Origin of the sequence: Nocardia sp. NPDC058705 (genome assembly GCF_042749305.1) — a bacterium.
GTDB lineage: Bacteria > Actinomycetota > Actinomycetes > Mycobacteriales > Mycobacteriaceae > Nocardia.
Genome location: NZ_JBHYRN010000015.1, coordinates 69,037 through 87,246, shown reverse-complemented (window position 1 = coordinate 87,246; position 18,210 = coordinate 69,037). Strand labels below are relative to the sequence as shown.

General features: G+C 64.4%; 16 protein-coding genes. All 16 read right to left on the bottom strand.

The genetic code is table 11. The features are described 5' to 3' along the window. Window positions 1-144: 144 nt before the first annotated feature. Window positions 145-690, bottom strand: a complete 546-nt coding sequence (locus ACFW6D_RS18690; protein ID WP_379329823.1) for an ATP/GTP-binding protein — start codon at window positions 688-690, stop codon at window positions 145-147. A gap of 31 nt (window positions 691-721) precedes the next feature. Further along, window positions 722-1,162, bottom strand: coding sequence for a DUF742 domain-containing protein (locus ACFW6D_RS18685; protein WP_379329698.1), 441 nt, complete (start codon window positions 1,160-1,162; stop codon window positions 722-724). Beyond that, entirely contained in the window at window positions 1,159-1,587 is a 429-nt protein-coding gene (locus ACFW6D_RS18680; protein ID WP_379299790.1) for a roadblock/LC7 domain-containing protein, read from the bottom strand. Before ACFW6D_RS18680 ends, ACFW6D_RS18685 begins: the two co-directional genes overlap by 4 nt. Window positions 1,588-1,615: 28 nt before the next feature. Continuing rightward, complete coding sequence (locus ACFW6D_RS18675; RefSeq protein ID WP_379329696.1) at window positions 1,616-4,435, bottom strand: nitrate- and nitrite sensing domain-containing protein; 2,820 nt, start codon at window positions 4,433-4,435, stop codon at window positions 1,616-1,618. A gap of 334 nt (window positions 4,436-4,769) precedes the next feature. Beyond that, entirely contained in the window at window positions 4,770-5,831 is a 1,062-nt protein-coding gene (locus tag ACFW6D_RS18670) for a hypothetical protein (protein WP_379329694.1), read from the bottom strand. Window positions 5,832-5,879: 48 nt separating this feature from the next. Beyond that, window positions 5,880-6,380: a PspA/IM30 family protein gene (locus ACFW6D_RS18665; protein WP_379329692.1), complete on the bottom strand. Its 501-nt coding sequence runs from the start codon at window positions 6,378-6,380 to the stop codon at window positions 5,880-5,882. Window positions 6,381-6,561: 181 nt separating this feature from the next. Then, complete coding sequence (locus ACFW6D_RS18660) at window positions 6,562-7,704, bottom strand: RNA-guided endonuclease InsQ/TnpB family protein (RefSeq protein ID WP_379329690.1); 1,143 nt, start codon at window positions 7,702-7,704, stop codon at window positions 6,562-6,564. Window positions 7,705-7,938: 234 nt separating this feature from the next. Further along, entirely contained in the window at window positions 7,939-8,712 is a 774-nt protein-coding gene (locus tag ACFW6D_RS18655) for an ESX secretion-associated protein EspG (RefSeq protein ID WP_379329688.1), read from the bottom strand. Further along, the gene (locus ACFW6D_RS18650) at window positions 8,712-9,908 is read right to left on the bottom strand and encodes a WXG100 family type VII secretion target (RefSeq protein WP_379329686.1); all 1,197 of its coding nucleotides are present in this window, start codon (window positions 9,906-9,908) and stop codon (window positions 8,712-8,714) included. The genes ACFW6D_RS18655 and ACFW6D_RS18650 overlap by 1 nt, the downstream gene beginning before the upstream one ends. Further along, on the bottom strand, window positions 9,905-10,336 hold the full coding sequence (locus tag ACFW6D_RS18645; protein ID WP_379329684.1) for a hypothetical protein: 432 nt from the start codon (window positions 10,334-10,336) through the stop codon (window positions 9,905-9,907). Before ACFW6D_RS18645 ends, ACFW6D_RS18650 begins: the two co-directional genes overlap by 4 nt. 126 nt (window positions 10,337-10,462) lie before the next feature. Next, window positions 10,463-11,020: a DUF3558 domain-containing protein gene (locus tag ACFW6D_RS18640; RefSeq protein WP_379329683.1), complete on the bottom strand. Its 558-nt coding sequence runs from the start codon at window positions 11,018-11,020 to the stop codon at window positions 10,463-10,465. Between the two features lie 424 nt (window positions 11,021-11,444). Further along, a complete protein-coding gene (locus tag ACFW6D_RS18635; RefSeq protein ID WP_379329681.1) occupies window positions 11,445-12,242 on the bottom strand; it encodes a hypothetical protein in 798 nt (265 codons plus the stop codon). Between the two features lie 17 nt (window positions 12,243-12,259). Beyond that, a complete protein-coding gene (locus tag ACFW6D_RS18630) occupies window positions 12,260-12,574 on the bottom strand; it encodes a type VII secretion target (RefSeq protein ID WP_379329679.1) in 315 nt (104 codons plus the stop codon). 8 nt (window positions 12,575-12,582) lie between these two features. Further along, window positions 12,583-13,263, bottom strand: coding sequence for a hypothetical protein (locus ACFW6D_RS18625; protein WP_379329677.1), 681 nt, complete (start codon window positions 13,261-13,263; stop codon window positions 12,583-12,585). Between the two features lie 976 nt (window positions 13,264-14,239). After that, complete coding sequence (locus ACFW6D_RS18620) at window positions 14,240-15,571, bottom strand: TerD family protein (protein ID WP_379329821.1); 1,332 nt, start codon at window positions 15,569-15,571, stop codon at window positions 14,240-14,242. A gap of 125 nt (window positions 15,572-15,696) precedes the next feature. Further along, window positions 15,697-18,198 (bottom strand): phenylalanine--tRNA ligase subunit beta, encoded by a 2,502-nt coding sequence (pheT, locus tag ACFW6D_RS18615; RefSeq protein ID WP_379329675.1) that lies wholly within the window; start codon window positions 18,196-18,198, stop codon window positions 15,697-15,699. Window positions 18,199-18,210: the final 12 nt, after the last annotated feature.

The window sequence follows — 18,210 nt, the reverse complement described above, 5'->3', positions numbered from 1 at the left end:
CTGCCAGGGATGCGGCCCCGGCTTCAGGCCGCACACCGCGGCCCAGATCAGGGAACGTCGACTCCTGGCCCGCCGTCTCGGCGTGCCCGAACGGACGCTGCTGAGCACCGCCGACCCTTTCCGAGTCGTTGCGGCGCGGGCGGGTCAGCTCACCTCCCGGTGGCGGGGTTGAACGCGGTGTAGGAGGACCTGTTCGAGGAGGGCTACGAGGACGTCGCGGACGGAGTCTCGGGAGCGGGCGTCGCAGTCGAGGACGGGGATCCAGTCGTCGATGCCGAGGGCTTCGCGGACTTCGTTCAGGTCGAATTGCTGGGTGTCGTCGAAGCGGTTGACCACGACGACGAAGGGGGTGTTGTGCTCTTCGAAGTAGTCGAGGACGGAGTAGCAGTCCTCGACGCGGCCGGTGTCGACGACGATCACCGCGCCCAGCGCCCCGTCGACCAGGTCGTCCCAGAGGAAAACGAAGCGGTCCTGGCCGGGGGTGCCGAAGAGGTAGAGGATCAGGGATTGGTCGAGGGTGATCCGGCCGAAGTCCAAAGCCACTGTGGTGGCGGTCTTCTCGGCACGGCGGCCGGGATCGTCGATGCCGATGGAGACCTCGGTCATCGAGGCCTCGGTGACCAGCGGTTCGATTTCGGAGATGGCCCCGATGAAGGTGGTCTTCCCGACGCCGAAGCCGCCGCTGACCACGATCTTCACCGAGGACGGCATAGCTGGTGCGTTAAAGAGCGCGGACAAGGTCGCGGATCCTCTCGATGGCGGCGGTCGACAGTTCCGGCGCGTCACGGACGGTCACATGCCCCGCCGCCGCCAGATCGCTGACGATCACCTTGGCGATGCCGACCGGAACCCGCAGCGCGGCACCGATTTCGGCGATGGAATGCGGTGTCAGACACAGCTGGACCACGGTGCGCTCTTCGAACCGCAGCGGTGCCGACAGCGCGGAGGGCGGCGCCTGGACGAGGGTTTCGATGCGCAGCCCGTCCAGCACCGGGACGGTGCGGCCCGCGGTGATCACGAAGGGTCGAACGAAACGGTCGTCGACGTCCTGGTGGTCGGTGGGAGCCACCGGCACCGACGGGACCGGCCCGCGCCAGCCCGCGGGCTGGTTCATCGGGATCATGCGCGGGTCGGGCAACCGCGGGAGATCTGGATCTCTCATCTGCGCAACGATTCTCGCAGTTCGCTGATCAGCAGCGGGTCGAGCAGTGCACCGGCGCGTTCGGCGAGAATCGCCATCTCGTAGCCGACCAGGCCGACATCGCAGCCGCCGTCGGCGATCACTCCCAGGCAGCTGCCGTCACCCAGTGCCGACACCAGCAGGAAGCCGCGCTTCATCTCGATCATGATCAGCTTGAGACCGTCGAAATCGTAACTGCGCGAAGCACTCCGGGCGAGGCTGGACAGGCCCGACACCATCGCGGCGAGCCGGTCGGCGCCGGTGCGGTCGAGGCCGTCCGACATGGCTATCAGTAGGCCGTCGGAGGACACGGCGACAGTGTCGCGCACGCCGTCGGTATTGCGGACGAAGTTGCCGAGCAGCCAGTTGAAGGTGTGCGGATCGGCGGTCGGTAGGTGGGTGGTCACCGGGGCTCCTGTGGTCGGGTCCGATCGGTCAGCGGGTGGGATCTAGTGGGGTGGAGCAGGATTCGTTGTCGCCCCCGCGTTCGTGGCCGGTGCGGAACGAGGAGAGCATGCTGCGGGTCTGGTCGGGGGTGCGTTCGACGACCGGTGGGCGGTCCTGGTGGGGATCACGGCGAGGGCGTTCCGGTGCGCCGGTGATCTTGGCGCGTTTGCTGCGTTTGACCAGGCCGTTGCGGGTGCGTTCGACGGTGGGGATGCCGATGGATTCGACGGTGGGTAGGTCGCGGGGGTGGGGTGCTGATGAGCCGTTGTGGACGCCGGTCAGCTCCGTGGGGGTCGGTATGACGTAGTGATCGACTGTCGGTGCGCCGTTGCGGGACTCCGCGGGCGGCAATTGCGCGGAATCTGCTGTGCTGCTGAGGAAATGGGCATAGGCGGAATCGCCGGATCGAAGGTTCTCCGGCGCGTGGGCGTTGGAGTCGGCCCTGCCACCGCCGTAACCATTGGCGCTGCCGCCGCTGCCGTTCACGTTGGCGTTCCCGTGGCCATTGGCACCGCCGCTGCCGTTCGCATTGCCGTTGGCGCTGCCGTTCGCGTGGCCATTGGCATTGGCGTTGGCGAACCTGCGCGCATCGGATTCCGTGGGTCGGCTGTGCCGGGATCGACCGTTGGTGTCGGTCGGCCAGGCCGGTCCCGCGCCGGGGTGGGAGTGGGACGCAACCCGGGCAGCTCGACCGCGCTCCGAATTCGCCGCGCCGTTGTTGCCGGGCACCGCGTTGCCGTTCGGCCTGAGCTCTGCCGAGTGGGTGTCGGCAACGTTCGACACCGTCGCGTCCACCTCGGCACTAGCGCCATTTCCGGATCGAACAGCTCCACCGCCCCTGGAATCAGCTGTCTGCGCGGACTTCTCATCGGCAAGCAGAGCAGGCGGAAGCAGCAGACGAGCGACGATCCCGCTGACCGGCGACGTGTTGAGCTCCACGTCGATCCCGAGACGACCAGCCAGCCGACCGACCACGTAATGCCCCAGGTACCGGGTGGAAGCGACGATGAAGTCCTGCTCACCGCGCAGCCGGGCATTGGCTTCGGCGAGCTGTTCGGTGGGCATCCCGACCCCGTGGTCGACAACAGCGAGCAGATACCCGCTCGCGACCTTGCGCCCGTAGACCTCCACTTCGAGATCCGGCGGCGAGAAAGCCAGCCCGTTCTCGATGAGTTCGGCCAGGATATGCGCCAGTTCGCTCACCACGGCACCGGTCACCGCGATGTCGTCGACCCGGCGCAGCACCACCCGCCGGTAGTCGTCGACCTCGGACAACCCGGCCCGGATCACATCGGTGAGCGCGATCGGTTCGGCCCACCGGCGCGGACTCGCCTCACCGACCAGCACCAGTAGGCTCTCGGCGTTGCGTCGCATGCGGGTGGCCAGATGGTCGAGTTCGAACAGATTCGACAGCGCCTTCGGGTCGAGTTCCTCGCGTTCGAACTCGCTGATCAAGCCCAGCTGGCGACGCACCAGGTTCTGATTGCGCCGCGCGAGGTTCGCCATCGATTCCGTGGTGTTGCGTCGCACCAGGGCCTGCTCGGAAGCGAGGTCGAACGCGGTGGTCTGCACCCGGTCCAAAGCGCCTGCGACAGCGGCGATCTCGACACTCGCACCGGGCGGCGTGCGGACCGGGGCTGGCGGGTCGGGCTGGGCGTCGGCGGCACTGTGCCAGGCGGCGATCACCTCGGGCAGGCGCGTGGAGGCGACGTCGTCGGCCTCGGTGGCCAGCCGGGCCAGCGGGCGGACGATGGCCCTGATGCTGGCGAAGACGAGGGCGACCTCGGCGGCGATCGCCAGCAGCGCGGCCAGCGCGAAGCCGGCCAGGATCAGCGCGGCGTCGCGACGCAGTTTCTCGGCACGCGCACCGACGTCATCGCCGATCACCTGCTGGACGATGCGCTGCTCGTCGATCACGGCGGTCATCTGTGCCCACCACACGGCCGGGTCGACCGGTTCCACCAGCGGTCCCAGCGTCGAGGCGATCGCGATGTTCTCCGATTCGGTTGCCCGCGTGGCGTTCTCACTCGCCAGCACCGCGTCGAGACGCGCCTGCTGGGCCGGGGTCGCGTCGTGGCCGAATGCGGTGAGCGCGGCGTTGCGGGCGGCGCGGATGTCGAGGAACTGCACGTACTCCCCCGGCGCGAACTCCCCGGCCGCGAAGACGCCGTTGAGGAAGCCGCGCTCGCGGGCGGCGAATTCCTTCGCGTCACCGAGTGCGTAGAGGGCCTGCAGGCCGTGCCGGACAGCCGGGTCGCGCGCCTGGTCGAGACCGAGCGAGAGACGGTTCAGCGCGTCGATGCCGTCGGTGTAGAACTGGAACGCCGCCTGCCGGGTGACATTACGGTTGTCGATCTGGGAGCGGATCGCGGGCAGCCCCGACAGGTGGCCGAGCGCCGAGCGCACCTCCCCCGCCCCGGGCGGATCGCCCGCGACCGTGTCGACCAGGGCGCGCAACGCCGAGTCGGTGCCCGCGCGCTGGTCGGTGACAGGTTGACGCAGGCGTTGATCACCGCCGAGCAGCCCATTGCTCAGCCCGCGCTCACGCTGCACCTGCTGCACGAGGTCCTGCGCGGCGAGCGCGACCGCTACGGCGTCCACGGTCTCACCACTGCGACGGTAGGCGCTGACCTGCGTCGACATGGTCAGCCCGAGCAGCGCGAGCACCAGCACCAGCGAGACCGCCAAGATCCGAGCGAGCTGACCGGAAATGGTGCGCGGCCGGATCAGCCCGGCGCCGGCCAGCTGCCCTCGAGCGCCCTCGTCCGATCGGGTTCCGGTCGGGTTCGGCCGGGAACGTGCACGCACACCTGCTCCTTTGCAATGCCACCGCAACAACATCGGCGATGGCTCACGGAAAGTCAGGTGCAAATTTGCACTCCACGCACTGCGCGGTCAATTCGTAACGGTGTAAAACAGCAATTCGTGCACTGATCTAAACATGCCGGAAATGCGGCGGGGTTTGTGTAGCCGAATGCTCACAGCCGCGCCGGTCGCGAGTTATGCACGCGGCTCACTGCCGGATACATACAGGCTGTCGAAGACAGTGATGCGCAACACATTCAACGCAAGCAATCAGCATGAATGGTTGACATCACTACCGGCGAGGATCAGGTCGCGCAAATTGAGAAACAAAAACATGTCAATCAATTCGCGCCACCGAATGTTCTGCGTCCGTTTCCTCGCCGCCCAGAATTTCCAGCACCTGATCCGAGTAGAAGAACGGCTCGAGGCGTTCCCGGATCAGCCCGGCCAGCACACCGTTGCGCTTGGCCGACTCGATCACGGCCGGTCCGTAGCGCAGGATCTCGGTGCTGATGTCGTCGGCGTCGAGGCCGAGTTCGGGCAGCATCGCCGAGAGCGTGTGGTTGCTGTATCGGGCGTAGAACACCTCGACGCACTCGCGCACGAGCAGGCCGAAGTACTCCTTCTCTCTGGTCGTCACCGCGATCTCGTAGCAGATCTGGACCAGTTCGTTGAGGTCCTTCTGGGTGAGGTATTCGCGCAGGCCCGCGACGGGTTCGTCGGCGTGCAGATCCCAGAATTCCATCGCCGCCGAGTGCACCGGGGCGTCACGCAGCATGTCGCGGATCGCGTTGTTGGTGCGCTTGAGCGCGAACAGCGCACCCTTGCCCGCGAGGTCACCGACAAAGGTGCTGTCGGCCGCGACCTTCTTGGCCCGGTTGGCCGCCGACTGCCCCAGCGACATCAGCGAGGACACGCCCGGAATCTTCTCGGCGCGTTCACGATTGGCCTGCACGAAGTCACCGATCAGCTTGTCGACGAACCGCGAGGCGACCGTGGCGACCAGCGGGCTCTCGGTGAGCCGGTCCAGGATTCGCTCCTGCGCCTGATGCATGCCGAAGATCTTCTCCAATAACGCTTCCACCGGTTCACGGTCGACGACGTCACCGAGGGTGTATTCGGTGTTGGACGCGATGTGGTCGTAGATCGCGTCGGAGAAGACGCCGACGGTGTCGGCGATCACGGGGCTGCCGCCGATGCGGTCGAGCACCGTCGCCACCGTCTGCTCGCCCTGTTCGAGCGACACCACATCACCGAATCGGATCGTTTCGCCGACGGCAAGGACGGCGGCCACGTCGCGGGCGATCACCTCGGCGAACCGTTCACCGGTCACCTCGGCGAGCAGGAATTCCACCTGCGCGTCGAGCAGTCGGTCGGCGATCTGGCGCGCCTGCGTCATTTGTGTGTCCACCCATCACGGTCGTTGCTCGTAAGGGAGGACGCGTGGCTAGGAGTCGCCGGAATCGTTGCCCTGCATCGATTTCCGGATCCGATCCAGACGCTCGCGCGCGGCCGTTTCCCGCGCCTCCCATTGTTCGTCGACGTTGCGACCCGCGGGAGTCTGCCGGTCTAGCTCGTCCATACCCCGCGCGGTGCCGAAACGCTGCTCGACCTTATCCCGAACCGCGTCGAATGTCGGCACTCCAGATGTGGAATACCCGCCGGTCGGAGTGGGTGCGCCGGTCCCTGGTAGCCCCGACGGTACCGGCGGTACCGGGATCGAGCCTCCGACCTGCCCGGATGCGACGGGCACCACATCGGCCTCGATGATGTTCGTGTCCAGAGTCACAGGGCCGCCCGTCTCGGCATGACCGAATTCGGCCTGGGCCAGTGCGGCGGCGACCGCGCCGAGTCCGGGGCGTGCGGCGACCGCGGCGCGCAGCAGCGCAACCAGCTCGTCGTCGGGCAGCGCAGCCATGCGGCCGAGGAGTTCGCTCGTTTCGCTCATACCGCCAGGCTACGCAGAATTCGCGCGCTACCGGGAGGCCCAGTCGGCGATGATCTTCGCCCATTGCGCACCGCGCGCACTGAACGTCGACATGAGGTTGACATCCTCCCAACCCTGAAGGACCGGGATTCCGACCCTCGCGGGTCGGGTTTCCTGCTTCATCGACGACTGCCTCCCCGCTTCACGAGCGAGGAGGTCTCACACCATCTCCACAGGCCAAGACCGCCAGCCCGACGGCCTGTATGTTCTTGGCGGCGTTCACATCCCGGTCATGGACTGCGCCACACACGCAAGTCCACTCTCGGACATGCAGCGGCAGCGAACCCGCGATACGCCCACATGCTGAGCATGTCTTCGACGACGGATAGAACCGGTCGATCGCCACAACGGTACGCCCGTACCAGTCTGCCTTGTACTCCAACATAGATCGGAACCGCGACCAGGACGCGTCCGATATCGCCCGCGCCAGCGAATGATTCCGGACCATATTCCGCACACTCAAGTCCTCGATGGCGATCACTTGGTTTTCGCGCACCAGTCGAGTGGAGAGTTTGTGCAGATGATCCCGCCGCCGGTCTGCGATGCGGGCATGGACGCGGGCGAGCGCCAACCGAGCCTTGGCCTGGTTTGCGGACCCTTTCTGCTTGTGGGACAACACACGTTGCGCTTTCGCGAGTCGCGCCCGATCCCGCTTCTCGTGACGAGGGTTGCAGATCTTCTCGCCGGTCGAGAGCGTGTACAGCGAAGCGATACCCGCATCCACACCGATCGTGGCATCGACCGGTGCGTGCTCGCTGATCGCTTCTTCGACCAGGATCGAGATGTGGTAGCGGCCCGCCCTGTCACGCGACACTGTCACCTGCGAAGGCTGCACTCCTTCAGGCAGTGGACGAGACCAGCGGATATCCAGCGGCTCCGAGTGCTTCGCCAGCTTGATCCGGCCGTCGCGGTAGGTGAAGCAGTTCGAAAAGTAGGTGGCCGAATCTTTCGAGCGCCCCTTCTTCTTGAACTGCGGGTAGCGCGTTTGCTTGCGCCAGAACTTGTCGAACGCACCTTGAAGGTTGCGCAACGCTTGCTGGAGCGGACCTTTTGATGGCTCGGCGAGCCACACGGTCTCGGGGTCGCGCTTCCACTGCGTCAGCATCAAGGACGTATCCGCGTAATTGATGCGCCGCTGCTCCTGCGTCCATGCGCGGGAGCGCTCGGCCAACGCCCGATTGAATACGTAGCGGACACAACCGAACGTTTGCGAAAGCTGCTGCGCCTGAGCGGGAGTCGGGTAGAAGCGGTACTTGTACGCCCGCTTCACTCCCTTGCGTGACATAGTAGCAGGCTAGCATGCCACAGTCCGGATGCGGTAGCTCCGTGCTGGAGGACGGATCTGCGCACTACGTTCGTAGATCCCGTCCTTGGGCGAATGCCGCGTGGCCAGCTCGAGCGGGCCGCTCTGACATCGAGGTCACGTGTTTGGTTGTGCCGCACGTACGCAACATCTCCGCGACGATCGCACCCACAGCTCACGTCTCAGACGCGCCAGCGGCCCGACGACAGTGCACGATTACCAATGCGTCGACTTCTGGTTCAATTGCCGGTCCGCTCGGTCGATCCACGCAGCGAAACGGGTGGTGAGGTCATTTCCGGTCGCGGGCCGGACGTTGACATGCTGCCCGCGAGTTTCGATGTAGCGACCGTCGTTGGTGACGTCGAACCAGCGAAGGACTCCAGCGTGGTCCGCTGGAGGCTGACCGGTGCCGACGTAGAGGCGGGCGATGCCGTAGCCATCGCCGCGATTACCGAGCAGGCGTTGGTATTTCTCGCGAGGCGAATCCCGGGCTGTGTCATCGAAATAGCCACCGTCACGCGGTTCGAGATCCCCGGGATCGAAGGTGGCTGGTGCCTGTCTTCCCGGTCCGCGAGCAGGGATGGCGCTGTCCAGTTGAGCGGGCAGGCTGTCCCGTGCGAACAACCGCAATCTGATATCGCCGTACTCGTCCGATCGACCACCCTGGAATGCCAGCACGGCACGGTGGTGGTCGCGCGCACCGATAATCCGGTACTCCTTGCTGTCATCGGCGCCGGTGCTGGCGCGATGCCGGACCGTGCAGCCGAGGATCTCGATCCGGGTCGGCGAGGTCGCCAAGGTGTGCATCGCGAGGTCGATCTCCTCGCGAGTGTCTGGTTGTAGATCGGCCTGGACGCGGCTGCGGAACTGCGTGAACTCGTCTTCGGTTCGGTAGCGACTGAGGTACTTCAGGGGGCGCGGAAACCTATCATTCGCGTCGCTGTACCAGTGCGCGGCAAAGGTTTCCGGATCCAGAGTCCATGTCGCCATCAGGTTCGATCCTTCGGCACGAGGTGGGCGCCGATGACACCGCCATTCGCGACTGTCGGTGGTTGGTCACCGATGAGTTCGTCGGTATTGGCCTGGTTTATCAGGTAATCCGGGGTGGTTCGGGAGGCATCTTCGTCCTGCTGCCCACCGCGTGCGCCACCCATCGGCATACCACCCATCGGCATCCCTCGGCCCGCACCCGCGCCTGATACACCGGCTGCGCCAGAAGCTGCTGGTGCTACGACACCAGGGACGCCGGGAACGGCGCGACCGGCGACACCCGGTACGCCTGCCGCGGGTGACCCGCCCGAAGGACTGCCAGAGCCCGGCGCGCCCGAACCCGGCGCGCCCGGAGCCGCAGGACTACCTGCCGTACCGACAGGTGCCGTCGATGCCGGAGCCGTCGACTGAGGCGAAGTCGACGGCTCCGTGCCGGGCTCGTCGCTCGTGTCCTGCTCGCTCGATGAGCCCGGATCTTCGGTGTCCGAGGTGTCCTCCGGAGTTGTTGCTCCTTCCGGGTTTTCAGACTCCGGGGTGGGACCATCCAGATTCTCGCCAGGGCTGTCGCCACCACCGCCGCCCCCTGATCCGTCATCGGTCGTCTGACCGTCCGGCCCGACCTTCCCACCGGTTGTCGGCTCGGCAATGTCGTATGGCACGATCGGATTCACGGGTGAGCTCAGCACCGGAATCTGAGGATCGTAGTTCGTGACGAACGGCGTCACGTACTTGTTCTCCATGATCGACTGAGCTTCTTCCTGCTTCTGCTCGATCACGGGATCACGGTTGGATCCGACGACAGGCCACGAAGACGGATGCAGCGGGTGCTTCTCTTCGACGGGTTCGGGCAGCTCGTACTTCGTGGAAGATACCGAGGAAGCTGACTGGTCGATCCGGCCGTGCAACGCGCGCAGATCAGTTTCGAGTTCCGCTGCGGCGGTGGTGTATCGGTTGACCGCGCTCACGAACGCGGTCGCGGCCTGCCCCTCCCACGACGACGCGACCGAACGTTGGATGCTCGTCGAGAACACCTGCAGACCGGCCTGCCAATCGTTGGCCAACTGCAGATAGCTCGCGGCGAGCGTGTGTGCGTTGGTGGTCTGCGTGGCTTGGAACGCGGCATAGATGTCCGCATGGATGAGGCTACGCGGCCGTTCTCCGCCGCCGGTGATGCGGGGAATTTCGTAACCGGTCAAAATCGGCCTCCGCGGCTGACGTGGCGGGAATTCGGGTTCGTCTCAGGAGTCGCCTGGGCTGGAGCACCAGCAATCGGTGCCAGCGGGCCAAGGCTCGCTTCGAGACTTCGCACCTCCGCCGCGAATTCGGCGTCAGCGGCGATGTAGCGCTCCATGATCACCTTGTGCACGGTTTGGATGTCTTCGACGATCCGGTAGTGCTCCTCGAGGATGGCGTACACGCTGTTTCCACCATCCGCGGACTTGGCTTTGTCACGGAACCAGGACACCATCGTTGCCGCTGAGGTCAGCAGGGGGTTGTCAGCTCCCAAACCCCAATCTTTGGGCGGCGTGTTGGCAATGCCCTCGGCACCGCGCTGCATCTCGCGGATGAGATCGAGGAAACGTTGGCAATCACGGTCGATATTGACGAACTCCTCGGGTTCCATCCGCACTGTCATCCGGCCCTCACGCGCCTCGGTGATCAAGTTCGCGAATGGGCGCGGTACCTCACTATCTCCGGTCATTCACTCATCCCGTGTTTCAGATTCATTGCGTCTGCGAAGTTTTCACACTCAGGCTCTCGGCGGTAGCGTCGGCACAACAGCGTCAGCCACTTCGAGGCCTAGCTGACACGTGTCCATGTGGCCGGTCTCCCGAGCAGATGGCGGGTTGACGAGGTGGAATTCCAGACTGCCGCCCTGCATTTCAACGTTGATCGAGCACACTTCGTCGGGGTGATCGTCGCTCTTGCGTACCGAAACGGCTTTGCGTCCATCGATGTCGAATTCACGAAGGTCCCGGCTCCAGTTCGCCCGCACATAATCCAACGTTATATTCGTGGTCGTGACACCGATCGCGTAACCCTTCGACCGAACCCAATCGCACCCACGCCAACGCACCCCGCCTGGCCCATCCCTATCCGCGGAGTTCGGGTCGGTCGCCTTACGTAGCTGGAACCGATCGAGAATCTGCTGGCTCACGCCCACACAGGGGTTATAGCTCGTCGGCGCTGAGAGCTGCAGCCCATCGGGGGTCAATGTCGCAACCGGCGTTGCAGACCCGCCGGTCCCACCGTCGGAGCCGCAGCCACTAACCAATAGTCCCACCGCGAAGACGGGAATCCAACGCATCACCCTCGGAATGGCCAAAAGTCTCTCAACTTCCTTACATATTCAAACCCGACAGCGATCGAAATCAACCATACAGTCGCCGGAATCGATCCAATTACGATTAGTCCGACAGCTGCCACAAGAGTGGCACCTAAGTCGATCCACATAATGGATTCCAATGCACGCAATGCGGCCATTCCCGTTCGACCCCAATACAGCAACAGTCCAACGCAGACGAAAACTACAATAGATATCAACGAAATCGATACGAAAATGGTGTCAGCGATAGAAATATCACTAAGAGCTAGATCGGGGTATCGCACAAGAAGGAAAAGAATATCCGATACCGCGAAAGCCCCAACGACGATCAGTACCGCGACGACAGTCCTGATCCGCGATACTCGACGGACAACATCTATTTCACTATTACTGCCTGGTACCGCAATCATGTCGCTTTCACCGACCAATCTGCATCCCCATCTTTCACAGTTGCGTCACTGTAATTTTCGGCACCCGTTGTCGGCCAGTGCCCCTCAGGGAAACCTTGGGGGTTGTCCAGTTCTACCTGCAATGCCTGAGCTTGCGAAATCGACGAGTTGACGACCGCTGTGACTCCGGAAATCGCTGCGACAACAAGGGCCGCGAACTTTGCAGCCGTAATGAGACCGGCGATTGCGGCAGGAAGAGCGGCAACACCACTCCCCGCAGCACCAACTTCGATTAGCGCCTCGACGATGACACCGACAGCGACGAGGAGCAAAGACGCATAGAACGTAACACCTGCAATGCCGACTGTATTCATTGCAGTTCGTGCAGCATTAGCAATCGTTCCCACCCGCGTCGCAGCAGCTCGCTGAGGTGTGATTGCAGTGCCATACGCCGTTGCCGCGGTTCCTTGCCAAAAGCTGTCAACCTTCACCGCCGTAGCCTCGAGATCGCCGGCCAGCGTGTTTGCCTCCTTGGCAATGCCGACCCAGTCATATGAGGTGGACAGGAAGAATCCCGGCGCGGCAAGGCCCTTCAATGAATCAACGAATTGTTGCCACAACTTACCGACCGCGTCCGCGAAATTGTTTCCATACCTGATAATATCGTCGCCATTACGCAGAACGAGGCGAACTACCGTACTCTCGGCAGCGTCATTGAAGGCTGAACGTATAGTCGATGGAAGATCGGATAGCTCCTCAACCTTATCTATAAGATCTTGAGCGATCTGTTCCATTTGTGCGGTAGATGGCGCCATCTGATCCCCCTCTGAAGTTAGTACAGGTTGCGCAATTCGTGTTCCCGGGCGAGATCTTCTTGCTCATAGGTGCTCGCGACCGTGTTCAACGTCCTTGCGATCTCTTTCATCGCCAACCCACCTTCTTTAAGCCGGGTCTCCAATTTTGCAATGATTTCGTTGTATTCGTCTATGAACCCCGAGAAAATGACCCCGGCTTCATAATCATTGTAGGTATACTCGGTGATACGTGAAGACAGACCATCCAATGTAGTAGATCTCTCCGCCCAGCCGGTTGCCTGAGTACGAAGCGCGCTCAGCGCGACGGAGATCCGATCCGATGTTGGTGCCATTGCCCCTCCTATGTCAATTCGCCGCGCTGCAGTCGACCGACCAGCTGCTCAGCCGCAGCGACAATAGAGCTTCGCGAATCTCCCTGCTGAGCGCGGAATGCGAACAGATCCTTTTGTTCGATAAGTGTAGAGTTTATGTCTGTCGCGACTCGGCTTGCCGCACGTCGCCTGGCCCAGGATTCATCAATTCGACATGAAGTGATGCCATATTCGGAAAATTCGAAGCTTATATTCTCATTGCGACCGGACGCCTGCGGGACCCCCAGGTCGCCACCATCCATGCTTGCGGTGGGTGCAGAAGAATCCTTCTTCGAAACCATCGCCAAGACGTCTTCTATGACCTCGTCCAAAGAACGCTCGTCTGCTGGTTCGGCGGTCGAAATCAACGCTGGAGTGGGTGGTTTCTCGCCGCGCTCCATGGCCCGGCGCACCTCCTCGGTTGCCCTTTGCCACCCATCGGCGAATGCGACACCAGCCGCCTCCATGATCGCGGCATCAAGCCGCCCGACAGACAGTCGCAACTGCCAGTCCGATGAAACGGTGATCCTAAGAGGAAGGTTGTTCTCGTCAAGAATAGTGTGTACGGCACCAGTCAGATCACGCCCAGGCCGTTCCAAACCCCGGCTGACTTGATCGATCCACATGCACTCAGCAGCATCAGCTTCCAGCTCACGCTGCAGCTGTGCCATACTGTCGAGAAATCCGTCAAGACCTAATTGGGCTGAGATCGGCGCCGAATCAGGCCGACGCTGAGAAGTGTCGCGTTGATGTCCCGCGGTTCCCTGCTGTGGCACAACAGGACTCACCGGCCGAAGGCTTGGGGTCGGCTTGGCTAGCTCCGACTGCCAGTCCGGTACAGCCGGACCAGGGTTTAGATTGCCAGAGCCACTGTCAGGTTTATTCGGGGGCTGTGGAGCAGCGGTGTGTGTGTGTGTGTTGGACTGCGGCTTCACGAGCGGCTCTTCATCCCAGAACTCGTCAGGGTCGTCGTAGTGGTTGTACCACCCGCCGCTTGCCATCAGCACACCTCGAAACGCCGCATAGAAGTCGGCCCGGGCATCGTTGTGTCCACGACAGCTAGCATCCGGTCCCCCTCCGTAACCACCCGCACTCTTGCGGGCGCAGTCCCATCCTGGAGACCGCCGACTCGGGTGTCAACCCACCCACCTCAACCGACCCCGACCGAACGCTTGCCCAACCTCGGTTGCCCCACTCGAGCTGTTGTACTTACCTCGTCGGTCTGGTAGCAGACGCGATCCGCACCGCAGCACCAGCCAAAGACTTACCAAATCTCTTACCTAGCAACATCTTCCGCACACACCGCGATCAGTAGAAAATGTAGGCCAGTGCAGGATAGCGATGGGCGAGCAACCATCGAATTCGCACGACGCCCGAGTGAGGCTGTTCGTCCAACAGCATCACTCGGACGCAAGGACCTGGCAGTCACGGCGATACCGCCTCGTCAATAGCGTAATGATTTCGTTACACTATTGGCAGGGCTCCAAGGTTACCGACGCAAAGGTAATTTAGCCAATGCTCTTGCGCACAGTCGCGACCGCATCGTCGGATCGCGGTAGTCCATGCCCAGCGCCGCCGGGTTTTGCGCGAGGTGTTTGTCGGGGTGGTAGACCAGCGCGTTGAGCACGCGCGTGGCGGGGTGGCGGATCACTTGCCGCGGCCCGCCTGGAAACCGAAGTCCCAGTTGTAGAGGCGGGCGATCTCCACCACGCCACCACCCGGTTGACCCGCGGGCGGACGGACGAACGTGCCCTCGCGGCGCACCACGAACTCGCCGTTGACGTTCTCCAACGCGAACAGCACCGCGTCGCGGGAGTTGTCGGTGCAGCCGTCCAGGGTCATCTCGATCGGCGCGGAGTTGGCCGTTTGCAGGGTGACGGTGGCGTGCACATTGCGGAAATCGCTGGCGCCGTCGTAGATCGAGGCGAACACGAGGATGCGGCGGATGAACTGGGTGCAGTCGAGGTTGACCGACAGGTTCTCGCCGGTGATGCTGGCGCCGGTGCGGTCATCCTGGTCGAGATGGATGAACGGCGGTTCGTACAGGGCGCCGAAGCGGCGATCCAGGGCCCGCACGGAACCGATTGCGCCATTGACCAATTCGAAGAAGCAGCACAGGTCGAGGTCGATGTTCTTGCCGCGGAGTTTGCCGAAGAGGCGACCGGTGGCGGCCATCGAGGTCCAGTTGAGGTTCACCCGCATGACGCCGCCGGTGGCGCCGTGTTTCGTCAGGGAGACGGACGGGGCTTCCTTGGTGAGCGACACCTTGGCGAGGTTGACCGGCGGTGCGCTCTGCTGGGCCGCGGGGTTGAACGGCTGGGGCGGTTGAGGTGTGGGCTGCTGCGGACGATTCGGCGGCGGCGCGGGGATGAACGGCGGGGTCGGCGGGGTCGAAAACGACTGCTGCTGATTCGGCGGGGCAACCGGCTGGCTCGGAGGCGGCGGCGCAGGCTGCTGTGGGGCCGCATCGTCGACGGAAATACCGAAATCGGTAGCGAGCCCGGCCAATCCGCTGTCATACCCCTGCCCGACCGCACGGAACTTCCACGCTCCCTGGCGGCGGTACAGCTCGCCGAGCACGAACGCGGTCTCGGTCGTCGCCCCACTGCTGTCGAACCGCGCGACCTCGGCACCGTTCGCCGCATCGATCACCCGAACATAGAGCCCACGAAACTGCCCGAACGTCCCACCGTCAGCAGAAGCCGCCAACACGATCGTCTCGATCTGCGCCTCGACCTGCCCGAGATTCACCGACAGCACATCGACAACGACCTGCCCCTGCTGCTTACCTTCATACCGAACCGCCCCCGAAGGATGCACGGCCTGGTTGTAGAACACGAAGTCGTCATCAGACCGCACCTTCGCCCCCGCTAGCAACAACGCGGAAGCATCAGCATCAGGCACCCCGGGCCCAGCCTGCCAACCCAATTCGACCCGGACAGCGGCAGGAGGCACGGCAACATTGGCGCCTTTACTCATCGACACGTCGTCCAACCTATCCCGAGCCCCCACCGAGCCCAACCCGCGCACACCAAACGGACCTCAACCGCTGTACGACGAAGGCCGCCCGGCGGGACCGGGCGGCCTTTGGTGTCGAGGGTGAACTATCCGCGCAGTTCGGCGCCGACTGCGGTGGTGGCCGAGGCGACGGCGGCGTCGCGGGCGGCGCTGGCTTCGTCTTCGGTGAGGGTGCGGTCGGGGGCGCGGAAGCGCAGGGCGTAGGTGAGGGATTTGCGGCCCTCGCCTGCTTGGGCGCCTTCGTAGACATCGAACAGGGTGATGCTTTCGAGGAGGTCGCCGCCGCCGGTGCGCAGAGCGGTCTCCACCTGGGCGGCGGGGACGGTCTTCTCGACGCTGATCGACACGTCCTGCAGAACTGCGGGGAACGCCGAAATCGTTGGTGCGGGCAGGGATTCGTTCAGCGGGAGGGCGTCGAGGTCGACTTCCAGTGCGCAGGTGCGCGGGGGCAGACCGGCGCGCTCGAGGACTGCGGGGTGCAGTTCGCCCGCGTGGCCGACGACCACGCCGTCGACGAGCAGTTCCGCGCAGCGACCGGGGTGCCACGGGAGATAGGCGGCGGAGCGGCGTTCGATAGTGACACCGGCCGCGTCGGCGATGTCGTCGACCAGCGCGAAGGCGTCAGCGGCCTCGGCCGGACGGCCGGGACCCCACGGCCCGCGCGGGTCGTGCTTGCCGCTGAGCACCGCGGCCACATTCACCGGCTGGGCGGGCAGCGACGCGTTCAGTTCGGCGATCTGCTCGTCGGTGGGTCGACGATCCACCGGCAGCGCCTCGACCGCGTGGGTCTCGGTGCCGGGCTGCACCACCTGGGCGATGCCGTAGATGGTGAGATCGCGCGCGCCGCGAGAGATGTTGCGGGCGGCCACTTCCAGCAGACCCGGCAGCAACGTGGTCGCCAGTTCGGGGCGGTCGCTGTCGAGGGGGTTCAGCACGCGGGTGGTGTTGCGGCGCGGGTCGTCGGCGTCCAGACCCCACACCTCGAACACACCGCCGGGCAGGAAGGCGGGCGGCGGCACCTCGACGGCACCGGCGAAGGCCAGCGCCCGGCTGACCGCACGGCGACGCGACTGCTGCGCGGTCAGGCCACGACCACCCGGCGCGGTCGGCAGGATCGACGGGATCTGCTCGAGGCCTTCCAGCCGCAGCACCTCTTCGACCAGGTCAGCGGGCTGCGCGAGGTCGGGACGCCAGCTCGGCGGGGTGACGAGCAGCTGGGTCTTGCCCGCGTCGTTGACCTCGATCTCGACACCGGCGCCGATCTGGGCGAGCCTGCGCACCGAGGTTCCGGCGGCGTAGGTGACGCCGGCGACACGGTCGGGCAGGTCGATGTCCATCGCGATCGGCGCGACCGCCGCCAGTGGCACCCGGATGTCGGTGAGCGCGGATTCGATGGTGCCACCGGTGATATCGGCGAGCAGGGTCGCGGCGCGGTCGAGCGCGGCGATGTTGATCTCGGGATCGACGACGCGTTCGTAGCGCTTGCCCGCCTCCGAGGAGAGCTTGTGGCGGCGCGAGGTCCGGTAGACCCGCAACGGGTTCCAGACGGCGGCTTCCAGGACCACATCGGTGGTCTCGGCGCCGACCTCGGTGCTCGCCCCACCCATCACACCGGCGAGGGAGATGACCCCGGAGTTGTCGGCGATCACCACGTCCTCGGCGTCGAGGGTGCGCTCGGTGTCGTCGAGGGTGCGCAGGGTCTCGCCCTTGTGCGCGGAGCGAACCACCAAGGCGCCGTTGAGCTTTGCCGCGTCGAAGGCGTGCAGCGGCTGACCGAGTTCGAGCATCACGTAGTTGGTGACGTCGACGGCCGGGGAGATCGGGCGCATGCCCGACAGCATCAGCCTGCGCTGCAACCACAGCGGGCTCACCGCGTTCGGGTTCATCCCGGTGACGCGACGCACGCCGAAGCGGGTGCAGTCCGAATCCTCTTCCAGGCGCACAGACCACGCCTCGGCGTCGGCCTCGGGCAGCGTGCGCACAGCCGGATCGGCGTATTCGAGATCGAAACCGCAGGCCAGCTCGCGAGCCAGGCCGCGCACCGAGAAGCAGTAGCCGCGATCGGGAGTGATGTTGAGCTCGATGATCGTGTCATCGGTGCCCAGCAGCACATTCGCGTCGTCGCCGGGCTGCGCGGAACCGGGCTCGAGCACCAGGATGCCGTCGTGATCCTTGCCGATGCCGAGTTCGGCGACCGAGCAGATCATGCCGTTGGAGGTGTGGCCGTAGGTCTTGCGCGACGAGATCTTGAAACCGCCGGGCAGCTCACCACCGGGCAGCACGACGACCACGAGGTCACCGACCGCGAAATTGCGTGCGCCGCAGACGATTTCCTGCAGCTCGGGGTTGCCGACGTCGACCTTGCAGAAGCGGATCGGCTTCTTGAACTCGGTCAGCTCGGTGATCTCGGCGACGCGGCCGACCACCAGGGGCTTGTCGATACTGCCGCCGATCGGCTCGAGCTTGTCGACCTCTTCGACTTCCAGACCCACCCGGACGAAGCCCGCGTCGAGCTCTTCCGCCGACACCGACCACTCGGGGGTGGTGCGCTGCAGGATCTCGGTCAGCCAGGACTGCGCTACTCGCACTTGACGTTTCGC

Excerpts from the sequence above, each read along its gene's own strand:
- ACFW6D_RS18630 (WP_379329679.1), bottom strand. The coding sequence starts at position 12,574 with ATGGCACCAACATCGGATCGGATCTCCGTCGCGCTGAGCGCGCTTCGT.
- ACFW6D_RS18660 (WP_379329690.1), bottom strand. The coding sequence starts at position 7,704 with ATGTCACGCAAGGGAGTGAAGCGGGCGTACAAGTACCGCTTCTACCCG.
- ACFW6D_RS18645 (WP_379329684.1), bottom strand. The coding sequence starts at position 10,336 with ATGGAACCCGAGGAGTTCGTCAATATCGACCGTGATTGCCAACGTTTC.
- ACFW6D_RS18670 (WP_379329694.1), bottom strand. The coding sequence starts at position 5,831 with ATGACGCAGGCGCGCCAGATCGCCGACCGACTGCTCGACGCGCAGGTG.
- ACFW6D_RS18620 (WP_379329821.1), bottom strand. The coding sequence starts at position 15,571 with ATGAGTAAAGGCGCCAATGTTGCCGTGCCTCCTGCCGCTGTCCGGGTC.
- ACFW6D_RS18640 (WP_379329683.1), bottom strand. The coding sequence starts at position 11,020 with ATGCGTTGGATTCCCGTCTTCGCGGTGGGACTATTGGTTAGTGGCTGC.
- ACFW6D_RS18685 (WP_379329698.1), bottom strand. The coding sequence starts at position 1,162 with ATGAGAGATCCAGATCTCCCGCGGTTGCCCGACCCGCGCATGATCCCG.
- ACFW6D_RS18625 (WP_379329677.1), bottom strand. The coding sequence starts at position 13,263 with ATGGCACAGCTGCAGCGTGAGCTGGAAGCTGATGCTGCTGAGTGCATG.
- ACFW6D_RS18665 (WP_379329692.1), bottom strand. The coding sequence starts at position 6,380 with ATGAGCGAAACGAGCGAACTCCTCGGCCGCATGGCTGCGCTGCCCGAC.
- ACFW6D_RS18635 (WP_379329681.1), bottom strand. The coding sequence starts at position 12,242 with ATGGCGCCATCTACCGCACAAATGGAACAGATCGCTCAAGATCTTATA.
- ACFW6D_RS18655 (WP_379329688.1), bottom strand. The coding sequence starts at position 8,712 with ATGGCGACATGGACTCTGGATCCGGAAACCTTTGCCGCGCACTGGTAC.